Source organism: Sphingobacterium composti, from assembly GCF_009829075.1.
In the GTDB taxonomy this organism is placed as follows: domain Bacteria; phylum Bacteroidota; class Bacteroidia; order Sphingobacteriales; family Sphingobacteriaceae; genus Sphingobacterium; species Sphingobacterium composti.
In genome coordinates, this window is record NZ_WUQZ01000009.1 from 55,211 (window position 1) to 80,270 (window position 25,060).

24 protein-coding genes are annotated in these 25,060 nt (G+C 34.1%); 10 read left to right on the forward strand and 14 right to left on the reverse strand.

From position 1 onward, the window contains the following. The first annotated feature begins 26 nt into the window (after positions 1–26). The 8 genes from GOQ17_RS08200 (at position 27) to crcB (ending at position 6,644) form a co-directional block, all read left to right on the forward strand. Positions 27–710 carry a thioredoxin domain-containing protein gene (locus GOQ17_RS08200; protein ID WP_159636838.1) on the forward strand — a complete coding sequence of 228 codons (684 nt, stop codon included), beginning with the start codon at positions 27–29 and terminating at the stop codon, positions 708–710. Between the two features lie 3 nt (positions 711–713). Beyond that, positions 714–1,091, forward strand: coding sequence for a DUF423 domain-containing protein (locus GOQ17_RS08205; RefSeq protein ID WP_159636839.1), 378 nt, complete (start codon positions 714–716; stop codon positions 1,089–1,091). A 65-nt stretch (positions 1,092–1,156) separates the two neighbouring features. After that, positions 1,157–1,588, forward strand: a complete 432-nt coding sequence (locus GOQ17_RS08210; protein ID WP_159636840.1) for a hypothetical protein — start codon at positions 1,157–1,159, stop codon at positions 1,586–1,588. 6 nt (positions 1,589–1,594) lie between these two features. Further along, positions 1,595–2,323: a class I SAM-dependent methyltransferase gene (locus tag GOQ17_RS08215; protein WP_159636841.1), complete on the forward strand. Its 729-nt coding sequence runs from the start codon at positions 1,595–1,597 to the stop codon at positions 2,321–2,323. A 3-nt stretch (positions 2,324–2,326) separates the two neighbouring features. Beyond that, the gene (locus tag GOQ17_RS08220; protein ID WP_159636842.1) at positions 2,327–2,881 is read left to right on the forward strand and encodes a DUF4256 domain-containing protein; all 555 of its coding nucleotides are present in this window, start codon (positions 2,327–2,329) and stop codon (positions 2,879–2,881) included. A gap of 84 nt (positions 2,882–2,965) precedes the next feature. Then, complete coding sequence (locus GOQ17_RS08225; protein WP_159636843.1) at positions 2,966–3,595, forward strand: MCP four helix bundle domain-containing protein; 630 nt, start codon at positions 2,966–2,968, stop codon at positions 3,593–3,595. A gap of 260 nt (positions 3,596–3,855) precedes the next feature. Next, a complete protein-coding gene (locus GOQ17_RS08230; RefSeq protein ID WP_159636844.1) occupies positions 3,856–6,171 on the forward strand; it encodes a WG repeat-containing protein in 2,316 nt (771 codons plus the stop codon). A 101-nt stretch (positions 6,172–6,272) separates the two neighbouring features. Beyond that, the gene (crcB, locus tag GOQ17_RS08235) at positions 6,273–6,644 is read left to right on the forward strand and encodes a fluoride efflux transporter CrcB (RefSeq protein WP_159636845.1); all 372 of its coding nucleotides are present in this window, start codon (positions 6,273–6,275) and stop codon (positions 6,642–6,644) included. A gap of 92 nt (positions 6,645–6,736) precedes the next feature. Here the strand turns inward: crcB and GOQ17_RS08240 are convergent, their stop codons facing one another. The 13 genes from GOQ17_RS08240 to GOQ17_RS08300 all read right to left on the reverse strand — a co-directional run bounded on the left by GOQ17_RS08240 (position 6,737) and on the right by GOQ17_RS08300 (position 20,796). Next, positions 6,737–7,690: a fasciclin domain-containing protein gene (locus GOQ17_RS08240; RefSeq protein WP_159636846.1), complete on the reverse strand. Its 954-nt coding sequence runs from the start codon at positions 7,688–7,690 to the stop codon at positions 6,737–6,739. A gap of 270 nt (positions 7,691–7,960) precedes the next feature. Further along, on the reverse strand, positions 7,961–8,593 hold the full coding sequence (locus GOQ17_RS08245; RefSeq protein WP_159636847.1) for a gluconate 2-dehydrogenase subunit 3 family protein: 633 nt from the start codon (positions 8,591–8,593) through the stop codon (positions 7,961–7,963). An 11-nt stretch (positions 8,594–8,604) separates the two neighbouring features. After that, positions 8,605–10,029 carry a Gfo/Idh/MocA family protein gene (locus GOQ17_RS08250; RefSeq protein ID WP_159636848.1) on the reverse strand — a complete coding sequence of 475 codons (1,425 nt, stop codon included), beginning with the start codon at positions 10,027–10,029 and terminating at the stop codon, positions 8,605–8,607. Between the two features lie 23 nt (positions 10,030–10,052). After that, complete coding sequence (locus tag GOQ17_RS08255; RefSeq protein ID WP_159636849.1) at positions 10,053–11,741, reverse strand: GMC oxidoreductase; 1,689 nt, start codon at positions 11,739–11,741, stop codon at positions 10,053–10,055. Positions 11,742–11,770: 29 nt separating this feature from the next. Beyond that, complete coding sequence (locus GOQ17_RS08260; protein WP_159636850.1) at positions 11,771–13,006, reverse strand: nucleoside permease; 1,236 nt, start codon at positions 13,004–13,006, stop codon at positions 11,771–11,773. A 25-nt stretch (positions 13,007–13,031) separates the two neighbouring features. Beyond that, a complete protein-coding gene (locus GOQ17_RS08265) occupies positions 13,032–13,952 on the reverse strand; it encodes a hydroxypyruvate isomerase family protein (RefSeq protein WP_159636852.1) in 921 nt (306 codons plus the stop codon). A gap of 13 nt (positions 13,953–13,965) precedes the next feature. Continuing rightward, positions 13,966–14,964, reverse strand: coding sequence for an FAD:protein FMN transferase (locus tag GOQ17_RS08270; RefSeq protein ID WP_159636853.1), 999 nt, complete (start codon positions 14,962–14,964; stop codon positions 13,966–13,968). A 4-nt stretch (positions 14,965–14,968) separates the two neighbouring features. After that, on the reverse strand, positions 14,969–16,282 hold the full coding sequence (locus tag GOQ17_RS08275) for a Gfo/Idh/MocA family protein (protein WP_159636854.1): 1,314 nt from the start codon (positions 16,280–16,282) through the stop codon (positions 14,969–14,971). A 29-nt stretch (positions 16,283–16,311) separates the two neighbouring features. Further along, positions 16,312–17,313, reverse strand: a complete 1,002-nt coding sequence (locus GOQ17_RS08280) for a formylglycine-generating enzyme family protein (RefSeq protein WP_159636855.1) — start codon at positions 17,311–17,313, stop codon at positions 16,312–16,314. Between the two features lie 99 nt (positions 17,314–17,412). Next, positions 17,413–18,327 carry an AEC family transporter gene (locus GOQ17_RS08285; RefSeq protein ID WP_159636856.1) on the reverse strand — a complete coding sequence of 305 codons (915 nt, stop codon included), beginning with the start codon at positions 18,325–18,327 and terminating at the stop codon, positions 17,413–17,415. Positions 18,328–18,490: 163 nt separating this feature from the next. Then, positions 18,491–19,099: a hypothetical protein gene (locus tag GOQ17_RS08290; protein WP_159636857.1), complete on the reverse strand. Its 609-nt coding sequence runs from the start codon at positions 19,097–19,099 to the stop codon at positions 18,491–18,493. Positions 19,100–19,105: 6 nt separating this feature from the next. Next, positions 19,106–19,855 (reverse strand): hypothetical protein, encoded by a 750-nt coding sequence (locus GOQ17_RS08295; protein ID WP_236537101.1) that lies wholly within the window; start codon positions 19,853–19,855, stop codon positions 19,106–19,108. Between the two features lie 86 nt (positions 19,856–19,941). Continuing rightward, positions 19,942–20,796 carry an OmpA family protein gene (locus tag GOQ17_RS08300; RefSeq protein WP_159636858.1) on the reverse strand — a complete coding sequence of 285 codons (855 nt, stop codon included), beginning with the start codon at positions 20,794–20,796 and terminating at the stop codon, positions 19,942–19,944. 247 nt (positions 20,797–21,043) lie between these two features. On the opposite strand from GOQ17_RS08300, the gene GOQ17_RS08305 reads away from it, so the two are divergent. Beyond that, positions 21,044–21,982: a hypothetical protein gene (locus GOQ17_RS08305; protein ID WP_159636859.1), complete on the forward strand. Its 939-nt coding sequence runs from the start codon at positions 21,044–21,046 to the stop codon at positions 21,980–21,982. A gap of 3 nt (positions 21,983–21,985) precedes the next feature. Here the strand turns inward: GOQ17_RS08305 and GOQ17_RS08310 are convergent, their stop codons facing one another. Next, a complete protein-coding gene (locus GOQ17_RS08310) occupies positions 21,986–23,017 on the reverse strand; it encodes a quinone-dependent dihydroorotate dehydrogenase (RefSeq protein ID WP_159636860.1) in 1,032 nt (343 codons plus the stop codon). Between the two features lie 103 nt (positions 23,018–23,120). Here GOQ17_RS08310 and GOQ17_RS08315 point away from each other — a divergent pair, with 103 nt between their 5' ends. Then, complete coding sequence (locus GOQ17_RS08315; RefSeq protein ID WP_159636861.1) at positions 23,121–25,034, forward strand: ABC-F family ATP-binding cassette domain-containing protein; 1,914 nt, start codon at positions 23,121–23,123, stop codon at positions 25,032–25,034. Positions 25,035–25,060 lie beyond the last annotated feature (26 nt).

A 25,060-nucleotide genomic window follows, 5' to 3' on the forward strand; every position in this document is an offset into this window, starting at 1 on the left:
TTATATATTAATATTTATCAACACTTATGAAATTTATATTTACAGGCATTAGTTTTCTATTAGTTCTATTATCATTCGGACAAACTAAACTATCAAATACAGAAGCCTTCAAAATAATTGATAAATCAAAAGTTCAAGTGTTGGACGTTCGAACAGCGGAGGAATTTAGTAAAGGGCATTTGAAAAATTCTATTAATATAAATTGGAATGACCGAGACAACTTTGAAAAAGCAACCAATACGAATCTAGACAAAAATAATCCAGTCTATGTTTACTGCTTATCAGGAGGTCGATCGAGTAAAGCTGCTCAATATTTGGTGGAGCAAGGTTATGAAGTTTTTGAAATCGACGGTGGAATGATGAAATGGGAAGCTGCTAATTTGCCCATAGTATCTTTGAATAATAAATCAGCTAGCCTCAGCTTTGATGATTACAAATCGCTAACGCGAAGTCATCCAAAAGTATTGATTAACTTTTCTGCCGACTGGTGCGCCCCTTGTAGAGAAATGGCACCAATTATTGACAAAATTGCCGAGAACTATAAAGATAAAGTGAAGGTTATCAAGATTGATGCAGATGAAAATAAAACCTTATTAAAACAATTGGGAATCACAAGTATTCCTCAGTTATTAGTATTCAAAAACGGTAAAAAAATTTGGTCGAAATCGGGTTTAGTCGACATTAATACGTTGGAGAAAAAATTAAATTAAACAATGAATACAACCACACTTGTCATCGCAACATTATTCGGTAGTAGCTCTATTATCTTAGGCGCTTTCGGCGCTCACGCTTTTAAGAAAATACTTTCAGCCGAAAAACTCGCTTCATTTGAAGTCGGCATCCGTTACCAAATGTATTCAGCTTTAGCTTTGTTAATATTAGGCTTTCAATTGGATTTTGATATTTACTATGAACGATTAGCTGTATATGGAATTACTGCTGGTAATATCCTATTCTCATTTAGCATTTACTTCTTATCCTTTGCTGAATATTGGAAAAAGAATTTAAAATTCTTAGGACCTATCACTCCACTTGGAGGGCTATTTATGATTGTTGGATGGATATCGCTGTTGTTATCTTTTTTGAAATAAATATCAATTAAACATCAAAAAATTCAATCAAAATAACTTTCTTTACATAGATAAATAAACTAATTATGAGGAAAGTTATTTTACCTGCGATTCTTGCCTTTTTATTTGCAAGTTGCCAACAAAATTCTCAAAACCAAAATACCAAAATTGATTCTGCCAATCTAGAAACACCGTCGATAGGTGGTCTTAAAGACAAACATGGTTGTCTTACATCTGCTGGGCAAACTTGGTCACAGATTAAAAATGATTGTATACAGGTATTTTCGGTTGGAGTACGTTTAAATCCAATACAAGTAGATTCAACGCAAGCTATTATAAGTGCTTTTGTAGTTCCCAATGACGATAGTACGGGTTATGAATTGTTTTTACCAGAGGAAGAGGAAACATTTATTTTGGAGCAACAATCTCCAACTACTTTTTCAAAAAATCAATACATTTATAATAAAGACACGGGTGAATTACTAATAAACAAAGTGCTATCCTATAAAAGTGAATAAGAATACATGTTGAACATTTACGATCCAGCATTTGTTAAGAAATTGTTCAATAGAATGTCAGCATCTTATGAACGCATGAATTATATTACCTCTCTGGGATTTTCACTTATCTGGCGACACCAGTTTATTGATACAATAAAAACTTCTGATCAACCAGTACAAGTGTTAGATTTGCTATCAGGACTGGGCGAAAATTGGTCAATATTACTTAAAAAATTTCCAAACGGTAAATTTGTAGCACTTGATTTTTCGGAAAGTATGATTCAATCGAGCAGTAAAAAAAATCATAAGAAGCTGAATAACCGTTTTTTGATTCTTCAGCAAGACATTTTAGCTAATGAATTGCATGAAGGAAAATATGATATTATCACTTGTGCTTTTGGATTGAAAACATTCGATGAGGAACAATTACAACAGTTAGCTAAGAGAGTTTTTAATGCATTAAAAAAAGATGGTAAGTTCTCTTTTATTGAAATATCAATGCCTCCAAATAAAATTTTATGTTTCTTTTATAAGCTTTATTTATCTAAGATAATACCAGTTTTAGGGAGTCTATTTTTAGGCAATCCTTCAGATTACAAATTGCTTTGGGTTTATACCGAAAAGTTTAAAAATTGCAATAAAGCTAAACTAATTTTCGAAGAAAATGGTTTACATGTAAAATATAAAAGCTATTTTTTCGGATGTGCTACTGGTTTAATCGGCACCAAACAACCCACTACTAACACTTTATAAATCATGATATTAACAAAAAAACAACAAACAGAACTTCTTTCTATTCTCGAGAAAAGATTTTTAAAAAATATCCAGCGCCATCCGGATATCTCATGGGACACTGTAGTAGATAAATTAAATAAGAATTCAAAAATTTTTGAAGTACTGTTTAAAATGGAAGAAACTGGTGGTGAACCGGATGTAGTACAATTAAGCGAAAGCACTTCGAATATTATCTTTGTCGATTGTTCTAAAGAAACACCTAAAGGACGACGTAGCATTTGTTATGATCATGAAGCGTTAGAATCTAGAAAACAATACAAACCAGATGATTCTGCAATCAATATGGCGGCAGAGATAGGCATAGATATGCTGGACGAAAATGAATATTTTGCTTTGCAAAAATTAGATGAATTTGATTTAAAAACATCTAGTTGGATTAAAACGCCTAAAGATATACGCTCACGTGGTGGCGCATTATTCGGAGATAAAAGATTTGGTAGAGTTTTCATATACCATAATGGGGCAGATTCATACTATGGTGTCAGAGGCTTCAGAGGTATGCTGCGTATCAATTAGACATATTTTAATAAAAATTTCCTATTAATCATAAATTATCAGTAAATTAAAATTTCAATTTCGATGACCGCTATATAAACAAGAATGTTATTTAAAAGTCTTGGGTTTACAGCTCAAAATAAAATCAAAACGACTACATTAGTTTTCTCTGTTCTTTGTTTGATTCTACTTACAAATATACAAGAGAGAATGATGATCAAACGACTCAATGAAACAGTAACTTCCATTTACGAGGATAGAGTCGTAGTGGGTAATTATATTCTACAGCTCTCGAATCATTTTGAAGAAATAACCCAACTTTTAAAATCAGGAAATAGGGAATCACCGAATAAACTTAATAGCTTACTTGCTGAAATTGATTCAATAAACATTGAATACGACAAAACTTATCTCACAGAAACTGAAAAAGTAAATTTTAAAAAATTCACAGCTTATTCAATTCAAATAAAAAATTCTATCCAATCAAATAACACTGCAGAGGCACTAAGTGCTAGTTTGGAAGCTGAAAAGATACTTAAGGTATTATCCTCTATTCAGGTAGAAGAAGGCAAAGAAAAATTAGATGAAGTTTTGGGAATGACCAATACTAGAAGTATTCTTTCCTATTTAGAAATAGTAATAATTATCGTCATTTCAATCCTAATTCAGAAAATTATATTATCTACAAAACCATTAATTGTTAACAAAACAAAAGATACTCATCACCTCAATTAATTTAATTTTTTTCAAAAAAAAACCAAAAATATTAAATAATCCTCTAATAAAGACTACAACATTTGTTTGAGAAGGTTTTCATAACTAAGAATACCTTTTAATAACATAATTTTTATTTTTATGATTAAAGTTTTATAACTTTAATTTATCTAATAAGATAACTAACATCCTTCATTAAAGGAGATTTATTAAATCCAATTACTTAACTTAAATTAACTTACTCAATCTGTAAAGATTAGCACCTTGAATTAACTTAATTTATGAAAAAATCAATTTTAAGTATAGTTATACTATTTAATTTTCTACATAGTTATGCGCAATTTAGTTGGTCATATAGCAATTATGGTACAGATGAATATGATACTAAAAAATTTGCTAATTATGATTGGGTGAATCCTGTAGGACATTTTCACAGAGTTTTGAAAAATGGGAAATGGGGATTGACAGATCCACACGATAAGTTGATAGTGCCAATAGAATACAATCAATTTCTATCTGCGGATATGTACGGAAATTATGTTGCGAGGAAAGGCAACAAGTACGGCATTTTTAATGATAAAGGCATTTTGATCTGTCCTTTTGAATTTGATTACATTCACCCTGCTGCGACTGTAGAAAATCAATATAAAATAGCCGTAAAAAACAATTTATATGGTATGATTGATAAATACGGTAAGGTCATAGTTCCCTTTCAATATAAAGTATTATACAGTGACTCAGATGGATTGACACAAGGTTATGATGGGCAAAAATGGGTAAAACATTTGATGAATGGTGATTTACTGAAAATTGAAAATGTCAAATTAGTAGAATACCTGAATGAACATTACTATAAAGTTACTTACTCAGATAATGAGCACGCTGTAATTGATCACGCACAACACATCATAATTCCAAAAAGCAAAAGTACTTATTACAATTTTGCTGGATTTAAAGACAAAAGATGGCTTACGGTTATTGATGAAAATAAAAAACGAGGATTATGGGATGTATTAAACAAAAAATGGATTATTGAACCAAAATATAACCTAATTGGGACCAGATTTAATAAATATTTGTTTACTAAAAACATCATTACCGTAAACGAAAATGGACAAGAAATACGAAAAGCCTTTGATGAATTTTGGGATTTGAACAATAATTTGATCTTCAGTGGATACACAGATGATATACATACAAATGATTTACCTGAAAACATGGTACTTCTTAAAAAGGATAACACGTGGTGGCTGCACGATGCTAATTTTAAGCAAATATGGGCTGACGCTTTTAAGTCGAAAAAAGATATTTCTAAGAATTATACAGATCCTAATTCAAGCATACAATTTTTAGTATTCAATACTGACAATGGATGGGGCATAATGGATCAAAATAAAAAAATAATTGTTCAACCTCAATATTATGAACATAATAAAGCTGATCCATTTAGTTTTTATGAAGGTCCCAATGGAAAAAGAATATATAGTGCATACAAAAAAATAAACGGTTACAATAAATATGGGTTGCTACGTGGTGATGGAGAGGAGATCATACCATTTACTCATGATTATTTGTTTTACAGTTCCTTAATTCATCCATACTATTATACAGCCGAAACCAATGGAAACTTCAAAGTCGGAAATGCAGATACCAAAAAAATTATTTTTGAAGCCACGAATCAGCCTAGATTAGATGGACCACATTTTATGCATTATGATAATTTGAATAATCCTTCGAGTTATTATGTAGATAAAATCAAAAACAAAGATGGATATCGATCTATTTTTGATTTGGAAAATATGAAATATCAGAGTTCTTCAAAATTTCATTACAATGCAAAGGTGAATTTTGATGAAAGTTTTATAGTCGAAAATTCCGCTGGTAAAATGGCGATTGTTGGATCAAATGGAAACTTATTAACTGACTTTGAATTCGATGTACTGTATCAATCGCCGAATAATACATTAATTTTTGCAATGAAAAACAACAAAACAGGTTTTATTAACGGAAAAGGAAAAGTGATAATTCCGCTGATACATGATGTTGTCAGAAATGTACTTGGTGACCCAATTCCACAGGCCATGAATCAATACGGATATAGCGAAGATCTAAAAAGTAATGGAAAATTAATTCATTATGATGAAAAAGGAAATAAAATAAACCCGAGTAGATATAATTTACCAGAGAACGTCATTCTCCAAAATAGGAACGTGGGACGACGAAACGTAGAACTTGCCTACACAGGCAATTCTATTTTGATTGATGTATTCGAAAAGCCAATTAACTACAATTATAACCTAATATTAGATGATGGTTTGATAGACATGTCTCCTGAAAAGAAAGGCGAAAAGCAACAATTATTCTATTTTACAGGAGGTATAGAACCTTTTGAAAGAAATGGAAAGTTTGGTTATTTTGATTTTTTTGGAAACATAGTAATCGAACCAATTTATCAAAAGGCTTCACCTATGACTATTTTAGGTTATTGTTATGTGATGAAAGACAATGAATATTTCCTGATCAACAATCAGGGCGAAAGATTACCCTTCACTGATTACCACCTCCATATGTACAAGGCTAAAAATAAGATTAACTAGCATCCTAATTAAATAATGTATATTCATAAAATAACTTAAAATTGACAAATAGGTTTAAATATATTTGTCAAATTAATACGGGAATAAAAACTACAATAAATATGAAAATACTGTTAGCAATTGGATTAGGCAGCTTTATAGGTGGAATATGCAGATATTTATTATCCCAAATTATACACATAAAGACGGAGTCCTTGTTTCCAATGAGTACATTTATCGTAAATATAATAGGATCCTTTGCTATTGGTTTAGTATTTGCATTGGCTGCCAAGGGTGATATTTCTAAAGAATTCCAATTATTTCTTGCCACTGGGGTATTAGGGGGATTTACTACGTATTCTGCATTTTCTAATGAAACATTTATTCTTATGCGTGATGGTCATTTGGTGTTTGCATTAATTTATATTCTAACGAGTATTACAATTGGATTATTAGCGACTTTTTTGGGATATTCAATCTTAAAATTATTCTAATACTTGAACACTATTATCATGCTATGCAACAAACAAGGCGACTATTAATCAGTCGCCTTGAAGCACTATTATAAATTATGAAAAACCACTAATTATGGTAATAGTACTTTATTGATAATGTGTACTACACCATTAGTAGCCATTATATTCATCCCAGTGATTGTGGATGCACTGGTGTTACTTTTACCTTTTAAAGTAGCATTTGCTCCTAAAGCAACTGCTAAAGTTTCTCCATTCAACGTTGTTAATGTCTGTCCATTTGTCAAATCTGATGAAAATGCACGAGCTGATAATACATGGTAAGTTAAAATACTTGCTAATGTATTAGGGTCAGCCGCATTTATGGAAGCGATAGTAGGAAATCCTGCTTCAATAAATGCGGCATTAGTCGGAGCGAACACAGTCAATGGTCCACCCCCACTCAAAGTCTGTGCAACATTGGTTGAACCTTCACTCGCTCTTAATACCGCAGCAACCAAATACGTTAAGTCTGAATTGCCTTGAGTGACTTCTACCAAATTTCCTGCTGGGGGCATTAAAACTCTTTCAATGGTATGAACAATACCATTATTAGCCATCACATCAGCTTGCTTAACCTTCCATCCGTTTACAAAGACACCATTACTATTTTTTGTAACAAATACATCTTTACCGCTAGCTGTTTTTACTTGCATATTTACACCTGTTTCAATACTTGCCGAATTGACACGAGAACTAAGTGTATGGTACAGTAATATGTCTTTTACTTTGTCTACAGAAAGACTCTGTAAAACACTTGCTGTCACACCAGAAGCCTCGAAAGATTCATTATCAGGAGCAAAGACTGTGAACGAACCGTTTCCATTTAGTGTCGATGTTAAATTTGCCTTAATGAGAGCTGATTCTAAAGTCGAAAAACTAGGAGATTCTACCACAACATCTACTATGCTCTTGTTTATACCTACCACATCTTCGTCATTATCAGAGCAAGACACCTGAAAAGTTGAAACGCCTATCACTGCTACTGCCATGAAGGACTTTGCGAAATTTAAAAATTTGGTTTTCATATTGCCTTATTATTTAATATTAATTAGTACAATATAATACAATTAAAAACAAGTATGGTTCATTATTATACCAAATAATTTTAAAATCATAAAAGTGATATAATAAAATATCATTGATGTTTAATGGTAAAAAATGAAAAATCCACATCAAATGTGGATTTAAAGTGGTATATGCCCTACTAATACCCTAATTAGGATTTGGAATTGCATGTAAATAATAGTTAAAATCAAAAAGGGCGAGAACTTTATAGTCTCACCCTTCTTTCATGATTATGCAAATGCGCGATCTCCTTTTTTGTATGGATAATTTCCATCGTATTTACCAGGAATTTTCACATAGCGTAAAGCTTTTGTTAACCCTAGCTCAGAATTGAAATAACCTGTTAACGTCATTTGTCTAAACAAATGAAACCAATGTTCAGGCTCATAATCTACATCAGGTTTTACAAGCTCATTTTGTCTTGTAGTGTTTTTATCCACCTCGTCTTTGATTCGCTCCCAACGTTTACCGTTATATTCTTCAGCTTCTTTGTATAATTTTTCTGCAACCTCAGTTCTTTCATCTAGAGTCAAGCTTGCAAAATCTTTGCCCTTCACATCCTTACTAGTTTTATCTAATGTTGCTAAACCATCTACAATAGCCTTTTGTTGCTTTTCTGTATAACAATCCCTCACATATACTGCGATGAAATTGCCTACTCCTGCTTCCTTGGCTCCAGGAGTAGAGGTAGGTGGCAAAATAGCGTCCGCTAAATCACCCAATCTATCTATCATCTTGCTATCAAATAACGCCTCTACCGTTTTAGTAGCTGGTTGTGTACAGCCTTCTAAAAATAAGTTAGCACCCACGATAGATCCACCAAGGATCATAGCTACGCGTTGTAATGCTTCTCTTCTATTCATCTTTTTATTTGTTAAAATGTATAGTTAACTTCCCAGCCTGGGCGATATGTACGTTTTACAAATTGATTTACTTCGTCGAAATTTGTAACACGCATATTATCATTATCCCAAACCAATTTCTTACTTCTTCCAGGGTATTTGTCACCCACTTTTAAATCAACACCGCGAATAGCTAAATTCGCCATTAATAATGCTTCTGTCAACGGTCCTGCAATCTCAAAAGGAGATGACATTTCCATATTGCCATAACCTGCAATGCAACCTTCTACCCATTGCGCCCAGTGACCATTGGCTCCCTTTGGAACTCTTGCATATTTTTCCTTAACAGCCTTATAAGTTTTGGTAGTTGGTAACAAACGAGGTTTAGCAGCATAGGTGTCTGCTAACATTTTACCTTTTGTACCTATTATTAAAATACCATTACCACCATCACCAAAGATTTCATCAGGACCTAACTCTTCAGGTCTAGGAGGTTGAATTCCGCCATCCATCCAGTGTACTTTTACATCACCCTTTGTCTTAGCCGTTTTAGGGAAAGTCATTGTAACCGAACTTGATGGTGGACAAGACTCAGGGAAATATCCACGTTTGAATTCATCTACGTAAACAGATCCAACGCTCGCTTGTACATCCTTCACATACTGCAAACCATAGATACTAAAAGGTGCCTCTAAATTGTGACATCCCATATCACCTAATGCACCAGTACCATATGGCCACCAGCCGCGCCAATTGAAAGGAACTAATTTATCAAAATACTCTGTATAAGGTGCTGTACCTAACCATTTATCCCAATCTAATGTCGATGGTACTCTAGCCTTTTGACTAGGCCATTGTATTCCTTGTGGCCATACAGGTCTGTCTGTCCATGCATAGATTTCAACTAAATCACCGATCATTCCAGCATCAACCCACTCACGCATTTGTCGAACTCCATCACCGGAAGAACCTTGATTACCCATTTGAGTAACGACTTTATAGCGCTTAGCAGCATGAGTCAAAGCACGAGCTTCCCATACGTCATGAGCTAATGGTTTCTGCACATACACGTGTTTGCCTAATTCCATCGCAGCTAAAGCTTGAATTGCGTGATTGTGATCTGGTGTAGACACAGAGACTCCATCAATATTTTTGTGCTCTTTATCTAGCATCTCTCTAAAGTCTGTATAGAACTTTGCTTTCGGAAACTTCTCTACAGTTCCTTTAGCTCTGGCTTTATCAACATCACATAAAAAAGCAATATTCGCTTTACCGCTGCCGTAAATATTATTAACATCAGATCCACCCATACCGCCGACTCCAATTGATGCCACTTGCAACATATCACTCGGCGCTCTAAATCCTGTACCGCCTAATACATGTCTAGGAACTATTGTTATACCTGCAGCTGCTACAGCTGCTGTTTTGATAAAATCTCTTCTAGTTTTGTTTTCCATTATTTAGATATTGTTAGATTTAATTATAGGTTACCCTTTTTCAATTCACTAACAGCAAAATCTACAGCTCTAGCTGTCAATGCCATATACGTTAGTGAAGGATTCACACAACCTCCAGATGGCATTGCTGCTCCATCTGTAACAAATACATTCAAAGCATCCCAAACTTGGTTATTGCCGTTTAGTACTGATGATTTAGGATCACGCCCCATACGTGCTGTACCCATCTCATGAATACCCTGACCAAATCCGTATACATTATCATACGTGTATACATCTTTTACACCAAGGTTTTCCAACATTTCTTTCATCTCATGTTGCATATCATGACGCATCTTGATTTCATTTTCTTTGATTTCAGCATGGAATGATAAGACTGGCAATCCCCATTTATCCTTTTTATCTTTATCTAATTTTATGTAATTGTCATGGTAAGGAAGTATCTCCCCGAAAGCACCAAAACCAATATTCCAATCTCCGTATTCGCAGATAGCATCTTTAAAGTTACCTCCAACAAATTTTTCTTCCTCCGAACGCCAAGCTCGTCCGCGACTTGCACTTCCTTGATAGCCGAAACCTCTTACATAATCACGTTTTTTACTATCGCCATCAATGTTTACAAATCGAGGGACATATAAACCATTTGCACGACGACCATAAACGGCCTTATCCAAATAGCCTTCTACACGACCTCCAGCACCACAACGGAAATGATGATCCATTAGGTTGTGTCCTAATTCTCCACTGCTACTTCCTAATCCACCTTCCCAAACATCTGTTGCAGAATTCATCAATACCCATGTTGAATTAAGTGCTGATGCACATACAAAAATTACTTTTGCATAGAACTCATATGTTTGGTTTGTCTCTGCATCTACAATTTCTACACCTTTAGCTTTCTTCGTATCTTTATCATAAATAATTTTTGTAACTATTGAGTAGGGACGTAGAGTTAAATTACCCGTTTTCATAGCTACAGGAAGCGTCGCAGATTGTGTACTGAAATAGGCACCAAAATTACAACCTTCCCAACATCTATTTTGATATTGACAATTTGCACGACCATTGTGTGGAACAGTAATATTTGCTGTTCTACCCATGATAAAGTAACGCTTACCTTCATACATTGTACGTAAGCGAGCTGCCAAGTCCTTCTCCACAATGTTCATTGGCATTGCAGGCATATAATCACCATCCGGTAAACTTGGAACTCCATCTCTATTACCTGAAATTCCAGCAAATTTTTCCGCATAAGAATACCAAGGAGCAATATCTTTATAACGGATAGGCCAATCTGCACCATGTCCATCTTTCAAATTTGCTTCAAAATCCAAATCTCCTAGTCGGTATGATTGACGTCCCCACATCAATGATCTACCACCAACATGGTAGCCACGATACCAGTCGAAACGCTTTTCTTCTGTATAAGGGCTTTCTTTTTCGTTCACCCAAAAACTAAGATTTTTCTCATTTAAAGGATAATCCCTTTTTAAGACAGGATAATCTTGGATCATTTCTTGAGTACGACCACCTGCATGTGGAAATTCCCAAGGATCTTTTGTAGCTGACACATAATCTTTCACATGCTCTACATTACGACCTCTCTCCAGCATTATTGTCTTTAACCCTTTTTCGGTTAACTCCTTTGCAGCCCATCCTCCACTAATTCCTGATCCAATCACAATTGCATCATAAATATTATTCTCTACCATTGTTTTATATTTTTAATACCTATATATTTTTACTCTTGCGTCTTTACTTTTTCGTCTTTGAAGAAAATCATGAAAATAATCATCACAACGATTGCAATACCTGCCGGTACAATCCATGTTTGCTCCCAAAACGTAGCTAAATCGGTGCCTTTTAACTCTTTATACTTATCACCAATAAAACTAGCTACCCAAAAACCGATTAACTGACCGACACCATATGTTGCTAATGTAATAAGCCCTTGAGCAGCGGATTTGTACTTTTCACCGGCTTTACTATCTGTATATATTTGTCCTGAGACAAAAAAGAAATCATAACAAATACCATGTAGTGCAATTCCCATAATCAACATAAACGTCAATTCTCCTGCGTTGCCATAAGCAAATAACAAATAGCGAATTGCCCAAGCTAGCATACCTACCAAAATAGTTTTCTTAAATCCAAACTTCGAAAAGAAAACAGGAAGTAATAGCAAGAATAAAACCTCAGAAATTTGACCAATTGTCATTTTTCCAGTAGGATTTTCAAGTCCTATTTCACTAAGAAATAAATTTGCGTTTTGATAGTAAAACGCTAATGGAATACAAATTAGTACAGAAGAAATGAAAAATATAAAGAAATTTCTATCCTTTAATAATTTGATAGCATCTAAGCCAATTATAGTTGAAAATGACGGTTTTTCGCCCTCAGCATCTTTAATAGGAGGTGTACTAGGTAACATGAAAGAGAAAACACCTAATATTGCTGAAGCAATTGCTGCCATTAGAAAAGTATTTTTTAAAGCCCCCTCACCTGCTGCAGCATCCCATTTGAATAAATAACTAATCGACAGACCGGCAACAATCCAACCTATTGTACCCCAAATACGAATTGCAGAGAATTCTTTTTCAGGATTTTTTAATTGTCTAAATGAGATTGAACTCGTTAACGCTAATGTCGGCATGTATAATATCATATATGATAATACATAAGGATAAAATCCACCAATATCTGTAGCTTGATACATTTGATACAACAAAAATGCACCTACAAGATGCAAAATTGCTAATACACGCTCAGCACTGAAAAATCTATCTGCTATCATCCCAACAATAAATGGTGCAATGATTGCACCCAATGATTGTGTAGAGAATACATTCGCAATTTCAAAATCATTAGCTTTTAAATTTTGGCTCAAGAACGTTCCTAACGTTACGAACCACGCTCCCCAAATAAAAAATTCGAGAAACATCATGAATGATAGTTTTGTTTTTATAATTGAATTCATACGTAATGTATTGATTTAATACGATTTAAAAATTGTCTGCTTCTCTATAGGCAGAAACTAATATTTCTTCTCCAGCTTTACCTGATTGTGAAACACCATGCTCCATACCGATAATTCCTTTATATCCTTTTTTATGCAACCACTTGAATACATTTTTATAATTAATCTCTCCAGTATATGGTTCCTTACGCCCTGGATTATCTCCAACTTGAATATAAGCAATTTCTGACCAACATTGATCCATTAAAGAAATTAAATTTCCTTCATTTTTTTGTTGATGATACGCATCATACAATATCTTACATGATGGACTATCTACAGCTTTACATATTTCATATGTCTGATCTGTATATCGCAAAAACAAATCGGGTGTATCGCTTAAAGGTTCTAACACCATGGTGATGCCATGAGGTTCAAAAATTTCAGCCCCTCTTTTTAATGCATCGATTACATTAGCTGTCTGCACACCTATTGGCAAATGTCGTGCATAATCCCCCGGAACTACCGTTACCCATTTAGCATTCACACGTTTTGCGACCTCCACAGACTGACGACATCCTTTCAAAAATATATCAATATGTTCTTGCTTATTGGCTGCTAATGTATTTTGACCATTTCCACCTTTAGGAACAACAAATACGCCCATTCGCATTCCAAGTTTTGCAAGCAGGTCACCAATCTTTTTCTGTTCTTCGGTAGATCGATTAGGCATTCCGTTATCTTCAATACTACGAAACCCCAAATCGTACATGTATTGAATTTCATCCAAGAAGTTTTTGCCAGCTGTAGCAGAAAACATACCTTGGTGAGGTGCATAATCTAATTTAAACGGTTGTGATTTTATATCATGCATTTTATTAGAAATAGGTTTCGCGATTATTTTGCTTGATAAGAAAGTACTGGTCAATAACAAACCTGATTTTTTTAAAAAATCTGTTCTTCTCATAATATTAATAGGTTTATAGTTTATAAATATAATTATTAAAACCTGAGCTTTGCAATTCTTTTAATGTATTATTTTCATAATATATTAAATAAGCTTCCGCATGCGGAATTTTCTCAATAAATGATATTGCATCCTCGGGAGTTAAATACATTAGATAATTATCTAATGCGTCTGCATCCATTGCAGTTTGTGCAAGCACGGTTACGGATATTGTTTTACTACTAGTCGGCTTTCCAATGTAAGGATTGATATGATGAGAGTAACGCTCAGCATTCACTATCCGAAATTTTTCATAATTTCCCGAAGTAGTGATTGCTTTATCTCTTAACAAAACTTTATATGAAGCTGATTGAGTTGTATTTGGACGCTGGATCTCCACCTTATAAGGTTCACCATTTGGTTTCAGTCCCTTGGTAATTATTTCTCCGCCAACTTCAATCAAATAAGATGATATGCCTTTATTATTTAGCAACACACCTAATTCATCCACCGTGTAGCCTTGAGCTATTCCATTCAAATCAATTGAAAGTCTTTTATCCTTTTTAATCAGTTTATTTCTTTTCAAGATCATTTTTTTTGCACCCACAAAATTAAGTACACTATCCACTTGTTGCTGATTGGGATTTTTATGAAAACCTTCTGGACCAAATCCCCATAATTTTAACAACGGATAAACAGTAATATCGAAATACCCCTTTGTTAGATTATGATAGTACAAACTTGCTTTCACAACCTTCAGCATATGTTTATCCAATTTAATAGATCGAGTAATAGGTAAATTAAAATGATTTATTCTAGATGAAGGTTCATAAATTGACAAGGAATAATCAATTTCCTTAAAAAAATTTTCGACTTCATCTTTTCCTACTAATTCATTTTCAGCATAGTATTTGATAGTGTATGTAGTTCCTTGAGCAAATCCTGTAATCATATACTCTTGAATTAATTTAGGATATGCCGCTTGCGCAACATATCCTAATAGAATATATAATATAAGAATAAAAAATTTCAAGAATTTAGATGAATAAATTTGTATTAACTCCAGGAACAGCAACTGGATAAACGCCATTTGCATCTGGCAAAATTTTTGGTTTCGCATCCCAGGAATATGTAGTAGGCATTAAATCAATTTCTGATTTTAATGCATCATTCCATTTAATTACTTTACCTGTATAACATGCTATACGTCCAATGATACCTGCTAGCGAACTATAAGCCCCGTATTCGGCATTATTAAATTTATATTCACCTTTTGCAACTGCTTCAAATAATTCAACATGCTCATGTTGATAAGGGTTAGGGTTCCCCTTAGGATCATGGCGATAAATTTCATTACCTTTAGCATCCCACAAAATCGCTCGTCCACCTGCTGACAAATAGATTCTACCCTTTGTTCCCTGGAAAGTTTCATCTACTCTATTATGAGAACCTTCAAAGTGACAACATTGACTGCTCACCACAGTACCATCATCATATGTCATTTCGATAGAGAAATTATCATAAATCTCTCCATATTCTTTACCTACGCGATGCGCACGAGATCCCACTCCTTGTATACTAACAGGATATTTACCTTTTATCCAATTGGCAATATCAATGTTATGAACGTGTTGCTCTACGATATGGTCGCCACATAACCAATTGAAATAATACCAATTACGCATCTGATACTCCATCTCAGTTTGGCCAGGTTTGCGAGGTCTCACCCACACCCCTCCACTATTCCAATATACTTGCCCTGCTACAATATCACCTATCGCTCCATCCAAAACACGTTTAATTCCTTCTCGGTAATTTTGCTGAAAACGACGTTGCAACCCAACAACTACGTTTAATTTCTTTTGTTCTGCTATTTTTGCAGCAGCTAACACACGACGAATCCCTGGAATATCTACACCTACTGATTTTTCCATAAACACGTGTTTACCTTGTTTAACTGCCTCTTCAAAATGCTGAGGTCTAAATCCTGGAGGTGTAACTAATAACACAACATCAGCATCCTTTATTGCATGTTTATATGCATCAAATCCCACATATTTGCGAGAATCAGGGATATCCATTTTTGCTGCGTATCGTTTTGATAAATTATTGAACGCATTATCCAAATTATCTTTGAATACATCAGCAAGAGCTACAAGTTTTACATTCTGACCAGAGTTCAAAGCATCTGCTGCAGCTCCAGTCCCACGACCACCACAGCCGATAAGTGCTACTTTGATTTCATCCGATCCTGAAGCGAATACAGATGATATTGACGAGGCATTTATAGCAACACCTCCTGAAATTACAGCAGAAGTTTTAATAAAATCTCTTCTTTTAATGTTTTCCATGTTTATATAATTGATTAGGAATGATTATTCTAATAGTCTTCTATTGGAGCTTGATCATAATATGCTAATATTTCTTCGTGAGAAGGCGTATTAACAGGTCTTACCAACCTTACTCCAACAAATGGAGCTTCAGGAAACCACCAATTAGATTTTGGCATCTGCGGATCCAATTGCTTCCAAATTGGATCAGAAGCTCCTCTTGCTGCTGAACGTAAATCAATTTCAGCACTATTAAACGCTCCACCACGCACCACATGAGGATATAATTCAGTTGGATTAACTACTGGATTTTTGACCTTTAGATTAGCATAATGTTTATAAGAATCTGCATGATATTGATCGTAAGTCCACTCAGCAACATTTCCAATAATATCATAAAGACCATATGGATTAGGCTTTTTCTGTCCTACCTGATGTGTTTTTTGATCACTATTCTTTTCGTACCATGCATATTCCGCTAATTTACTCACATCATTACCAAAGAAATAAGCATCATTCGAGCCTGCACGACAAGCGTATTCCCATTCTGCTTCAGTTGGTAATCTATAAAAAATTCCAGTCCTCACATACAACCATTTACAGAATTGAATAGCATTATAATGTGTCATAGCCAAAGCTGGATACCCTTCCTTACCAAAGCCAAAAGTCATATCTAAATAAGGTTTTGTAGGCCGAGTTACCGCATCTACATCAGAAGGAACATTTCCATCATTTTGCTTGGATTGTTCATAATCCTTATACAAGAAAGACTGAAAAAGATCCCAAGTCACTTCATGCGTACCCATCCAAAATGCGTCTATTTCGACCTGATGAGCAGGTTTTTCATCTGCTTTAACAGATTTATTATCTCCACGGGTATATACTCCAGCAGGAATTGCTTCCATCGAAAATGACAATGAAGTACCTTCTATTTGTTGAATATACCGTCCGTGAGATTGTTTATTTTGGTTTTTCGTTTCTGACTTTTTTACTTGCGCTTCGGCAGAATATATTGTTCCTAAAAGTAGAAATGAACAAATTACTTTGTGCATCACAATTATTGTTTTTTTATTAAAATGTTATAACAGTTATCGGATTCTAAGATAAGCGAAATACATTTTAATAAACTAATAATACAGGTAACAATTAGATTACAAGAGTGTATTAATTACACTACACCAAATATAAGATAGAAATACCCCAATAGGAATACTAATACCTATTAGCGTATTAGCAAACTTAACATTCAATCCAAACTTTTCAATAACAATGCTTGTGGCAACTAAACAAGGCATTGTCATTTCAAATGCTGATACCCTAAAAAAGTCCCCCTGTAAACCTAGCGCATAAAATATTACTATTACAAAAATTGGAATGACACCTAATTTCAAGAGCAATCCTGCATACAACGCATTCGATTCTTTGCTGATTCGCTTGAAATTCAATTGCATTCCAATAGAAAATAAAGCCATTGGACTTACGGTAGCTGCAAATGAAGAAAATACACCTTGCATCACGTCTGCTTCTAAGTAGTTGTGAAAAATCAATGCTATTACACAAGCGATAAGCGGTGGAAAAGTTACTATTCGTTTGAAAATATATCTATACTTTTCCGTATTTGTTGTGAAAACATCTCTTGCGTTAGCGGCAAGAAGTACACCAAATAACGACAATGTAAAGAAAGTAACCTGATCACTTACAATGGCAACTTTTAGAAATTCTTCGCCATAATATGTGCTTACAAGCGGAAATCCAATAAAAGACGTGTTAGAAAGTCCTGCTACAATGATTAAAGTGTATAAGGTACGTTTGGAAAATTTAGCCCAGATATTTAATAGTTTAAAGAAAACATATGATAGTCCAAATGTAGCAAATGGTAATGCAGCAGTATATATATAATCTAAATTCCAATCGATTTGTGGTATAAATTTTAAGGCAACTGAAGGCAATCCGACATAAATCACCCAAGTATTGATAGTGAGATGCCCACCCTTTTTTGTTAATTTAAAGTATCTAAATAGATACCCAAATAATAAGCACAAAAAAATAACCACAAAATTTGACATCGATAATTTCTAAAAGGGATATCAAAATATCCGCCCAAAAGTAAGTCTTTAAGTTTAATATTGAAAAACAGACATGAAATTGAACAGAAAGGATATCGTTTGAGAGCGAAGTATAATGATAATATAGTTTCCTAACAAAAAAGGACGCTGAGCGTCCTTTCAATTACTGTACTACTTTATTCAAAGCCTTAGAAACTGATTTTCCAAAGTCTTTATCTACGGTAATATAACCTGGATAGAAATAATTTTTACCACCAATCTTTACAGAAGGTTTTATTTTCAAAGCTAAGAAAGCATCGCTTTTGCGCGTAAAAATATCACTTAACAGTTTATCCATTCCTTGCTCTTTAGCCGCATTAAACAAATTCGCTCTAAAACTTAAAGGGACGACCATACTTTGACCTTGAGCTAAATTTATATTTTCATTTACAGAGCCTTCAAACAAAGGCTTGCCACCAATCTCAATCAGGTATTTAAATTCATTAATCTTCGTAACCGTTGATGTAGGATTTGTCATTTGCAAATTAACTGTTGCTTCTAGAGGTAAATCTTTAGTCAATAAAGCCATTGCAATACCAGGCAAATTGCTTAGTGATACTCCTCCATTCGTCTGATAAGAGTTTATGTCTCGACCAGCTATACGCATATTTTGAACTGACGTAACATCATAATTAAATTTTCCCAATGCGGCTATTTGTGCCTTTTGATTTAACGCACACCCTGTAAACAACATAACAGACACCACAATTATTAATAATCCTATTCTCTTCATATAATTTTATTTTCCAAATGTATAAACAAGACCCAATGTAAATACAGAATTCCCTGCTTTTAAATATTCATTATTATTCAACCCTATATTGAATCCATTCGTATACTGAAGCTGCAGACCATTAACCAATTGCATTCTCGTATAAAATAATGGCTCAATAAAGTAATTTTCCTCCATGGGTGAAGCAACATCATTTATCCAGAAATCTTTCATACCTACTCTACTTAGACGAATAGCGGTTCCATAGTTTAATTCCTTTTTATCACCAAAAATATTTATCTTCTTTTTCCTTGTAGATGAGTAGTTTACTTGCAAAAATATTTTATCAAAATTCATTTCTCTTGCCTCAACCAACTCATAACCGTAAATAGAAGCTCTTTGTTCAAAATCTCTCGAATTACCTACACCATAGCCTGCGTACATTTCAAACACTTGCCGACCTTCTTTACCTAAAGTGGTAAAATAACCTATTCCTCCCTCTGTCAACCATTGACGATAAAAATCGTTATTATTAGACCCCGTATTGACAGTCGAGCCATTCGCAATAATAGCAATATGATCACTAACCGCAACTCCTAAATTACCAGATACATTACCTTTAGCGTTAAAATGTCCTGCAACATAAACTTCACCAGTATTTTTAAACATAGGAGTAGCAGGGACATTAGGCATATATATAGAACTACAACTAGAAATTAATACTCCCAATCCCAGTATTAACAAATTTTGATACGTAATGATTTTAAACATACTCATGGTTACGAACAATCATGCCAAATTATAATAAAAGTCTCTGAAAAATTATCAGAGACTTTCATTTTTATATCTTCAAATATTAACAATTATTCAGTTTCAGGAGCCTGATCAATCAATTCCATAAATTGATCTAACTTAGGAGTAATAATAATCTGTGTTCTTCGATTTCTTGCCTTTCCAGCTGTAGTACTGTTATCTGCAATTGGATTATACTCTCCACGTCCACCTGCCGTCAAACGCTTTGGATCCACGCCATAGACATTTTGAAGAGCTTGAACCACCGAAGAAGCCCGTAATGCTGATAAATCCCAGTTATTACGAATGTTTGGCTTCGAAATAGGATCAGAATCCGTATTACCCTCGATTAGCACCTCATAATCTTTGTAATCTTGGATTATTTTAGCTATTTTACTCAATGTCTCACCCGCTTGTTCCGAAACCTCGTAACTACCTGATTTGTAAAGCATATTATCAGACAACGAAATATAAACCACACCTTTCAAAACTTGTACATCCACATCTTTTAACTCTTCACGACTCAAAGAACGTGTCAAATTATTAGTCAACACCATGTTCAATGAATCTGATTTATTTTTGGTATTCACCAAATGTTGAATGTATTTGTTCGATGCATTAATCTCATCCACCAACTTGGAAATATTCACATTTCCTTGTGAATTTTGTGCTATACTTTGGTCTAAAGTTGTCTGAAGTTTAGCATATGCTTCTTTCAGAGAGGCATTATTCTTACGTTCATATTCCAATTGATCCTCGAGACTTTTTACTTTAGCTCTACTTTCAGTCAATTCCAATTGCGTTTTTTGATACAATTGTCCTAAATCTTTGTATTGAGCGTCTAATGCTACATATTGTTTTTTGCTGACACAGCCTGTCATCAGCAACCCTCCAAGCAATATAGTTATTGGTAAAATCCTTTTCATAGTACCATGATTTTTATTTGTTTGAATGAAAATTAGCAATAATAATACCTAAATACAAGATTTTATTGTTAAATAATATTAAAAAATCCTTCAACCGGGGAGATTGAAGGATTTTTAACTAACCAATTATTAACCTAAATTATGAATTACAAAATCACACTCAATTGCTGTGCCAAACTGATTAGTATCATTATTTTCTTAACAGATTTTAACAAATATTCTTATATTTATATAACCTATAAACATTATGAAATACATTTTACTTGTAATCCTACTATATTTAGCACAAGGTCTATCAGCTCAAAACAAAATTGATAATCTGAAATCTTTTGAAGAAATTCAAGATTTCGTTAAAACTATAAGACCTGCATTTAAGTTTGCGAACTTAAATACAATGGACTTTACATCATTGGATAAATTGCTTGGTTTACCTAATGCAGCCAACAATATCATTAAAGAATATCAAATTGATTCTAATTACTATATCCGTGATTTTAATAATGACGGACACAAGGATTTATTAATTTACGGCTTTGAAAAGCACTTAACAGTTTTTGTGATTCTGTATGAAAATAGTGCGTACAAGTCCTACAATTTATTTTACAATGAATTAGGCGAAAATTCTATCTTTCCCAAAGTCGCACCTAATCAGAATTTAATTCAATTATTTGAAATAGAAACTATTGGTCATGAACGCATGAGCAATCAAGGAAAACCAGTGAAACATGTATTAACATTCCATGAAAACGAGTTTGTCGAATATAATTCTAATCCAAAAGATTATACTATTGATAGTATAATCGTGTCAATGAGTTGCCCATGGTGGCGACCATATCAATATAATTTTCGAATTAACGAACACAATACTATTGGATGGGAAGGAAACAAATCTGATGAAATTCATCTTCTACCTCACCTTGACAATCTGAAATGGGCTCTAATTAAGAAAAGATTAAACTATGCGGATTTCCCTTCTATTAAATTACCAAAATATATGATTTCTGACAACATTACTTATAAAATTACGGTATTTTACGATAATGGATTAATACACAGTATTAATAATAATCATGGATATGTTAACAGATCTTTAAATTTAATCTACAAGGAGATCATGTCGTTAAAAGGGATATTAGATGAGATATTAAAAGAAAAAAATAAGCCCAAATTACCTGGGCTTAAATAAAAGTTATTTACTTTTTAAAATTCCTTTACAAATTTCTGAAATCAAAGCAGGACCCTCGTAAATAAAACCTGTATAAATTTGAACTAATGCTGCTCCAGCATTTAATTTGTCTAGGGCGTCTTCGGCAGAATGAATTCCTCCTACTCCAATTATTGGGAAAGCACCATTAGATTTTTGGTAAATGTATTTTATAACTTCTGTTGAACGTTTTGTCAATGGCTTTCCACTTACGCCACCCATTTCCTTGACTAAATTCGGGTCTGATTGCAATCCTTCTCTCGAAATAGTAGTATTAGTCGCTATCAAGCCTGCAATATTAGTTTCGGTTACGATTTCTACAATATCATCTAATTGTGAATCAGTCAAATCAGGAGCAATTTTTAATAAGATTGGTTTTACTGTAGGCTTCTGTGCATTCAAATCTTGTAAAGTATTCAAAATATGCATCAAAGGACCTTTTTCTTGCAAATCACGTAATCCAGGTGTATTCGGTGAACTTACATTCACGACGAAATAATCTACGTAATCATACAACGCATGGAAACAGTATATATAATCATTTACTGCCTCTTCGTTTGGCGTGATTTTATTTTTACCAATATTGCCGCCAATGATGACACCATTACGATTTTTGAGATATTTCAATCGTCCAGCAGCAACATCCGCACCTTGGTTGTTGAATCCCATGCGATTAATTAAAGCTTTGTCATTGACCAAGCGAAACATACGAGGTTTATCATTTCCAGGCTGTGGTTTTGGAGTAACTGTTCCAATTTCGATAAATCCGAAGCCGAAATTAGACATATCTTCAATGTACTCTGCGTTTTTGTCAAAACCAGCTGCCAATCCTACAGGATTCTTAAACTTCAAACCAAAAACTTCTCTTTCTAACCGTGAATCCTCAACCGCATACAAGGATTTTAATAAGGATTTTGAACCCCAAATTTTGGTAAAAGTTTTCAACCCATTTGTAACAGTATGATGCGCTTTTTCGGGCGCCATCGAAAAGAAAATTGGCTTTATTAGTTTGTACATTATAAAATATGAATCGTTAATCCAATAAACAGAAGGTATATTCCTTTTGCTAAGCTACAAAGGTAGAAAAGAAGCAGAAATAATCACTACTTTTGCACTCGAAATGATATCAATAAATAACTTAACATTTGAAATAGGCTCAAGAGCCTTGTACGACGAAGCGAACTGGCATATCAAACCAGGAGATAAAGTAGGATTAATCGGTGCTAACGGCACAGGAAAATCTACTTTGCTACGCCTTATCGTCGGACAATACACACCTACCTCAGGTACCATTTCAATGGCAAAAGACTTAAAAATTGGTTATTTGAACCAAGATTTATTGTCTTACCATTCTGAAAAAAGTATTTTGCATGTTGCGATGGAGGCTTTCGAACGCCAAAATCAGCTTCACACGGAAATAGAAAATTTACTTAAGAAACTGGAAACAGATTATTCGGATGAAATACTGAATAAACTTAGCGACAAACAAACAGAGTTTGAAGCCTTAGACGGTTATAATATCGAATTTCGTGCACACGAAATTCTAGCAGGTCTTGGTTTTTCGGAAGAGGAGCAGAAAAGACCTTTAGCTACATTCTCTGGAGGATGGCGTATGCGTGTGATGTTGGCTCGTATACTTTTGCAAGCACCTGATATTTTATTATTAGATGAGCCGACCAACCACATGGACTTACCTTCTATCAAATGGTTGGAAAATTATTTACAAACTTTTGAAGGAGCTATTGTAATCGTTTCTCACGACAGGTATTTTTTAGATAGAATTATCAAGAAAACGGTTGAATCACGCAAAGGAAAATTGACTTTGTATGCAGGAAATTACAGCTTCTATTTGGAGGAGAAAGCTTTACGTAATGAAATTCAAGCAGGACAATTCAAAAATCAACAAGCAAAAATCAAGCAAGAAGAACGATTAATTGAGCGTTTCCGTGCGAAAGCATCTAAAGCGAAAATGGCGCAATCACGTATCAAAGCCTTGGAACGCATGGACCGTGTAGAAGATGTGGATGACGACAATCCAGAAGTAAACTTCAGCTTCAAATTTTCAAAACCTTCGGGTCGTCATGTAGTGACACTGGAAAATATTTCCAAATCCTACCCAAATTTGGAAATTCTTCGAAACACCAGTGCTTTAATCGAAAAAGGTGATAAAATTGCATTAATCGGGGCAAATGGTAAAGGTAAATCAACCTTATTGCGCATCGTGGCTGATGACGACAAGAACTTCGAAGGTGTCGTAACAAAAGGTCACAATGTATCGCAAACCTTCTTTGCACAGCATCAATTAGAAGCGCTGCATTTAGAAAATTCTATCATCGCCGAAATGCAAGCATTCGCTCCAAAGCATAGTGAAACTGAATTGCGTTCGATTTTGGGTTGTTTCTTATTCACAGGAGATGATGCTTTCAAAAAGATTAAAGTGCTATCAGGTGGTGAAAAATCTCGCGTAGCCTTAGCGAAAGCTTTAACAGCGGATGCAAACTTTTTAGTACTCGATGAGCCAACCAACCACTTGGATATGGCTTCGGTGAACATTTTGATTCAAGCGTTGCAACAATACGAAGGAACCTTTATTGTGGTTTCACACGACCGTTATTTCTTGGATAATATCGCTAACAAAATTTGGTTTATCGAAAATAAAGAAATCAAGGAATATCCAGGAACGTATCAAGAGTATGAAGAATGGAATGCTAAACGTGTCATAAAACCTGAAGTTAGAGAAGAGAAAAAAGTAGTCAAAGAAGAGCCTAAAAAGCAAAAACAAGCTCCTTCGGATGACACTAAGCGTTTACTTTTGAAAAAGAATAAAGAATTAGCGCAATTGGAAGGGCAAATAGCTGACAAAGAACAAGAAGTCAAAAAATTAGAAGCACATTTGGCTTCAGAGGATGTTTATTCTGATGCTTTCAAGCTGCAAGAAGCAACTCGAAATTATAATTCTGCCAAAGCTGAATTTGACCAACTACAACAAAATTGGGAAGCACTTGCAGAAGAGATAATGGAATTAGAGGGATAATATAAATATAGCCTTTACAAATTGTA

Coding starts and splice junctions, on each gene's coding strand:
- GOQ17_RS08200 (WP_159636838.1), top strand. CDS start 27: ATGAAATTTATATTTACAGGCATTAGTTTTCTATTAGTTCTATTATCA.
- GOQ17_RS08205 (WP_159636839.1), top strand. CDS start 714: ATGAATACAACCACACTTGTCATCGCAACATTATTCGGTAGTAGCTCT.
- GOQ17_RS08210 (WP_159636840.1), top strand. CDS start 1,157: ATGAGGAAAGTTATTTTACCTGCGATTCTTGCCTTTTTATTTGCAAGT.
- GOQ17_RS08215 (WP_159636841.1), top strand. CDS start 1,595: ATGTTGAACATTTACGATCCAGCATTTGTTAAGAAATTGTTCAATAGA.
- GOQ17_RS08220 (WP_159636842.1), top strand. CDS start 2,327: ATGATATTAACAAAAAAACAACAAACAGAACTTCTTTCTATTCTCGAG.
- GOQ17_RS08225 (WP_159636843.1), top strand. CDS start 2,966: ATGTTATTTAAAAGTCTTGGGTTTACAGCTCAAAATAAAATCAAAACG.
- GOQ17_RS08230 (WP_159636844.1), top strand. CDS start 3,856: ATGAAAAAATCAATTTTAAGTATAGTTATACTATTTAATTTTCTACAT.
- crcB (WP_159636845.1), top strand. CDS start 6,273: ATGAAAATACTGTTAGCAATTGGATTAGGCAGCTTTATAGGTGGAATA.
- GOQ17_RS08240 (WP_159636846.1), bottom strand. CDS start 7,690: ATGAAAACCAAATTTTTAAATTTCGCAAAGTCCTTCATGGCAGTAGCA.
- GOQ17_RS08245 (WP_159636847.1), bottom strand. CDS start 8,593: ATGAATAGAAGAGAAGCATTACAACGCGTAGCTATGATCCTTGGTGGA.
- GOQ17_RS08250 (WP_159636848.1), bottom strand. CDS start 10,029: ATGGAAAACAAAACTAGAAGAGATTTTATCAAAACAGCAGCTGTAGCA.
- GOQ17_RS08255 (WP_159636849.1), bottom strand. CDS start 11,741: ATGGTAGAGAATAATATTTATGATGCAATTGTGATTGGATCAGGAATT.
- GOQ17_RS08260 (WP_159636850.1), bottom strand. CDS start 13,006: ATGAATTCAATTATAAAAACAAAACTATCATTCATGATGTTTCTCGAA.
- GOQ17_RS08265 (WP_159636852.1), bottom strand. CDS start 13,952: ATGAGAAGAACAGATTTTTTAAAAAAATCAGGTTTGTTATTGACCAGT.
- GOQ17_RS08275 (WP_159636854.1), bottom strand. CDS start 16,282: ATGGAAAACATTAAAAGAAGAGATTTTATTAAAACTTCTGCTGTAATT.
- GOQ17_RS08280 (WP_159636855.1), bottom strand. CDS start 17,313: ATGCACAAAGTAATTTGTTCATTTCTACTTTTAGGAACAATATATTCT.
- GOQ17_RS08285 (WP_159636856.1), bottom strand. CDS start 18,327: ATGTCAAATTTTGTGGTTATTTTTTTGTGCTTATTATTTGGGTATCTA.
- GOQ17_RS08290 (WP_159636857.1), bottom strand. CDS start 19,099: ATGAAGAGAATAGGATTATTAATAATTGTGGTGTCTGTTATGTTGTTT.
- GOQ17_RS08295 (WP_236537101.1), bottom strand. CDS start 19,855: ATGAGTATGTTTAAAATCATTACGTATCAAAATTTGTTAATACTGGGA.
- GOQ17_RS08300 (WP_159636858.1), bottom strand. CDS start 20,796: ATGAAAAGGATTTTACCAATAACTATATTGCTTGGAGGGTTGCTGATG.
- GOQ17_RS08305 (WP_159636859.1), top strand. CDS start 21,044: ATGAAATACATTTTACTTGTAATCCTACTATATTTAGCACAAGGTCTA.
- GOQ17_RS08310 (WP_159636860.1), bottom strand. CDS start 23,017: ATGTACAAACTAATAAAGCCAATTTTCTTTTCGATGGCGCCCGAAAAA.
- GOQ17_RS08315 (WP_159636861.1), top strand. CDS start 23,121: ATGATATCAATAAATAACTTAACATTTGAAATAGGCTCAAGAGCCTTG.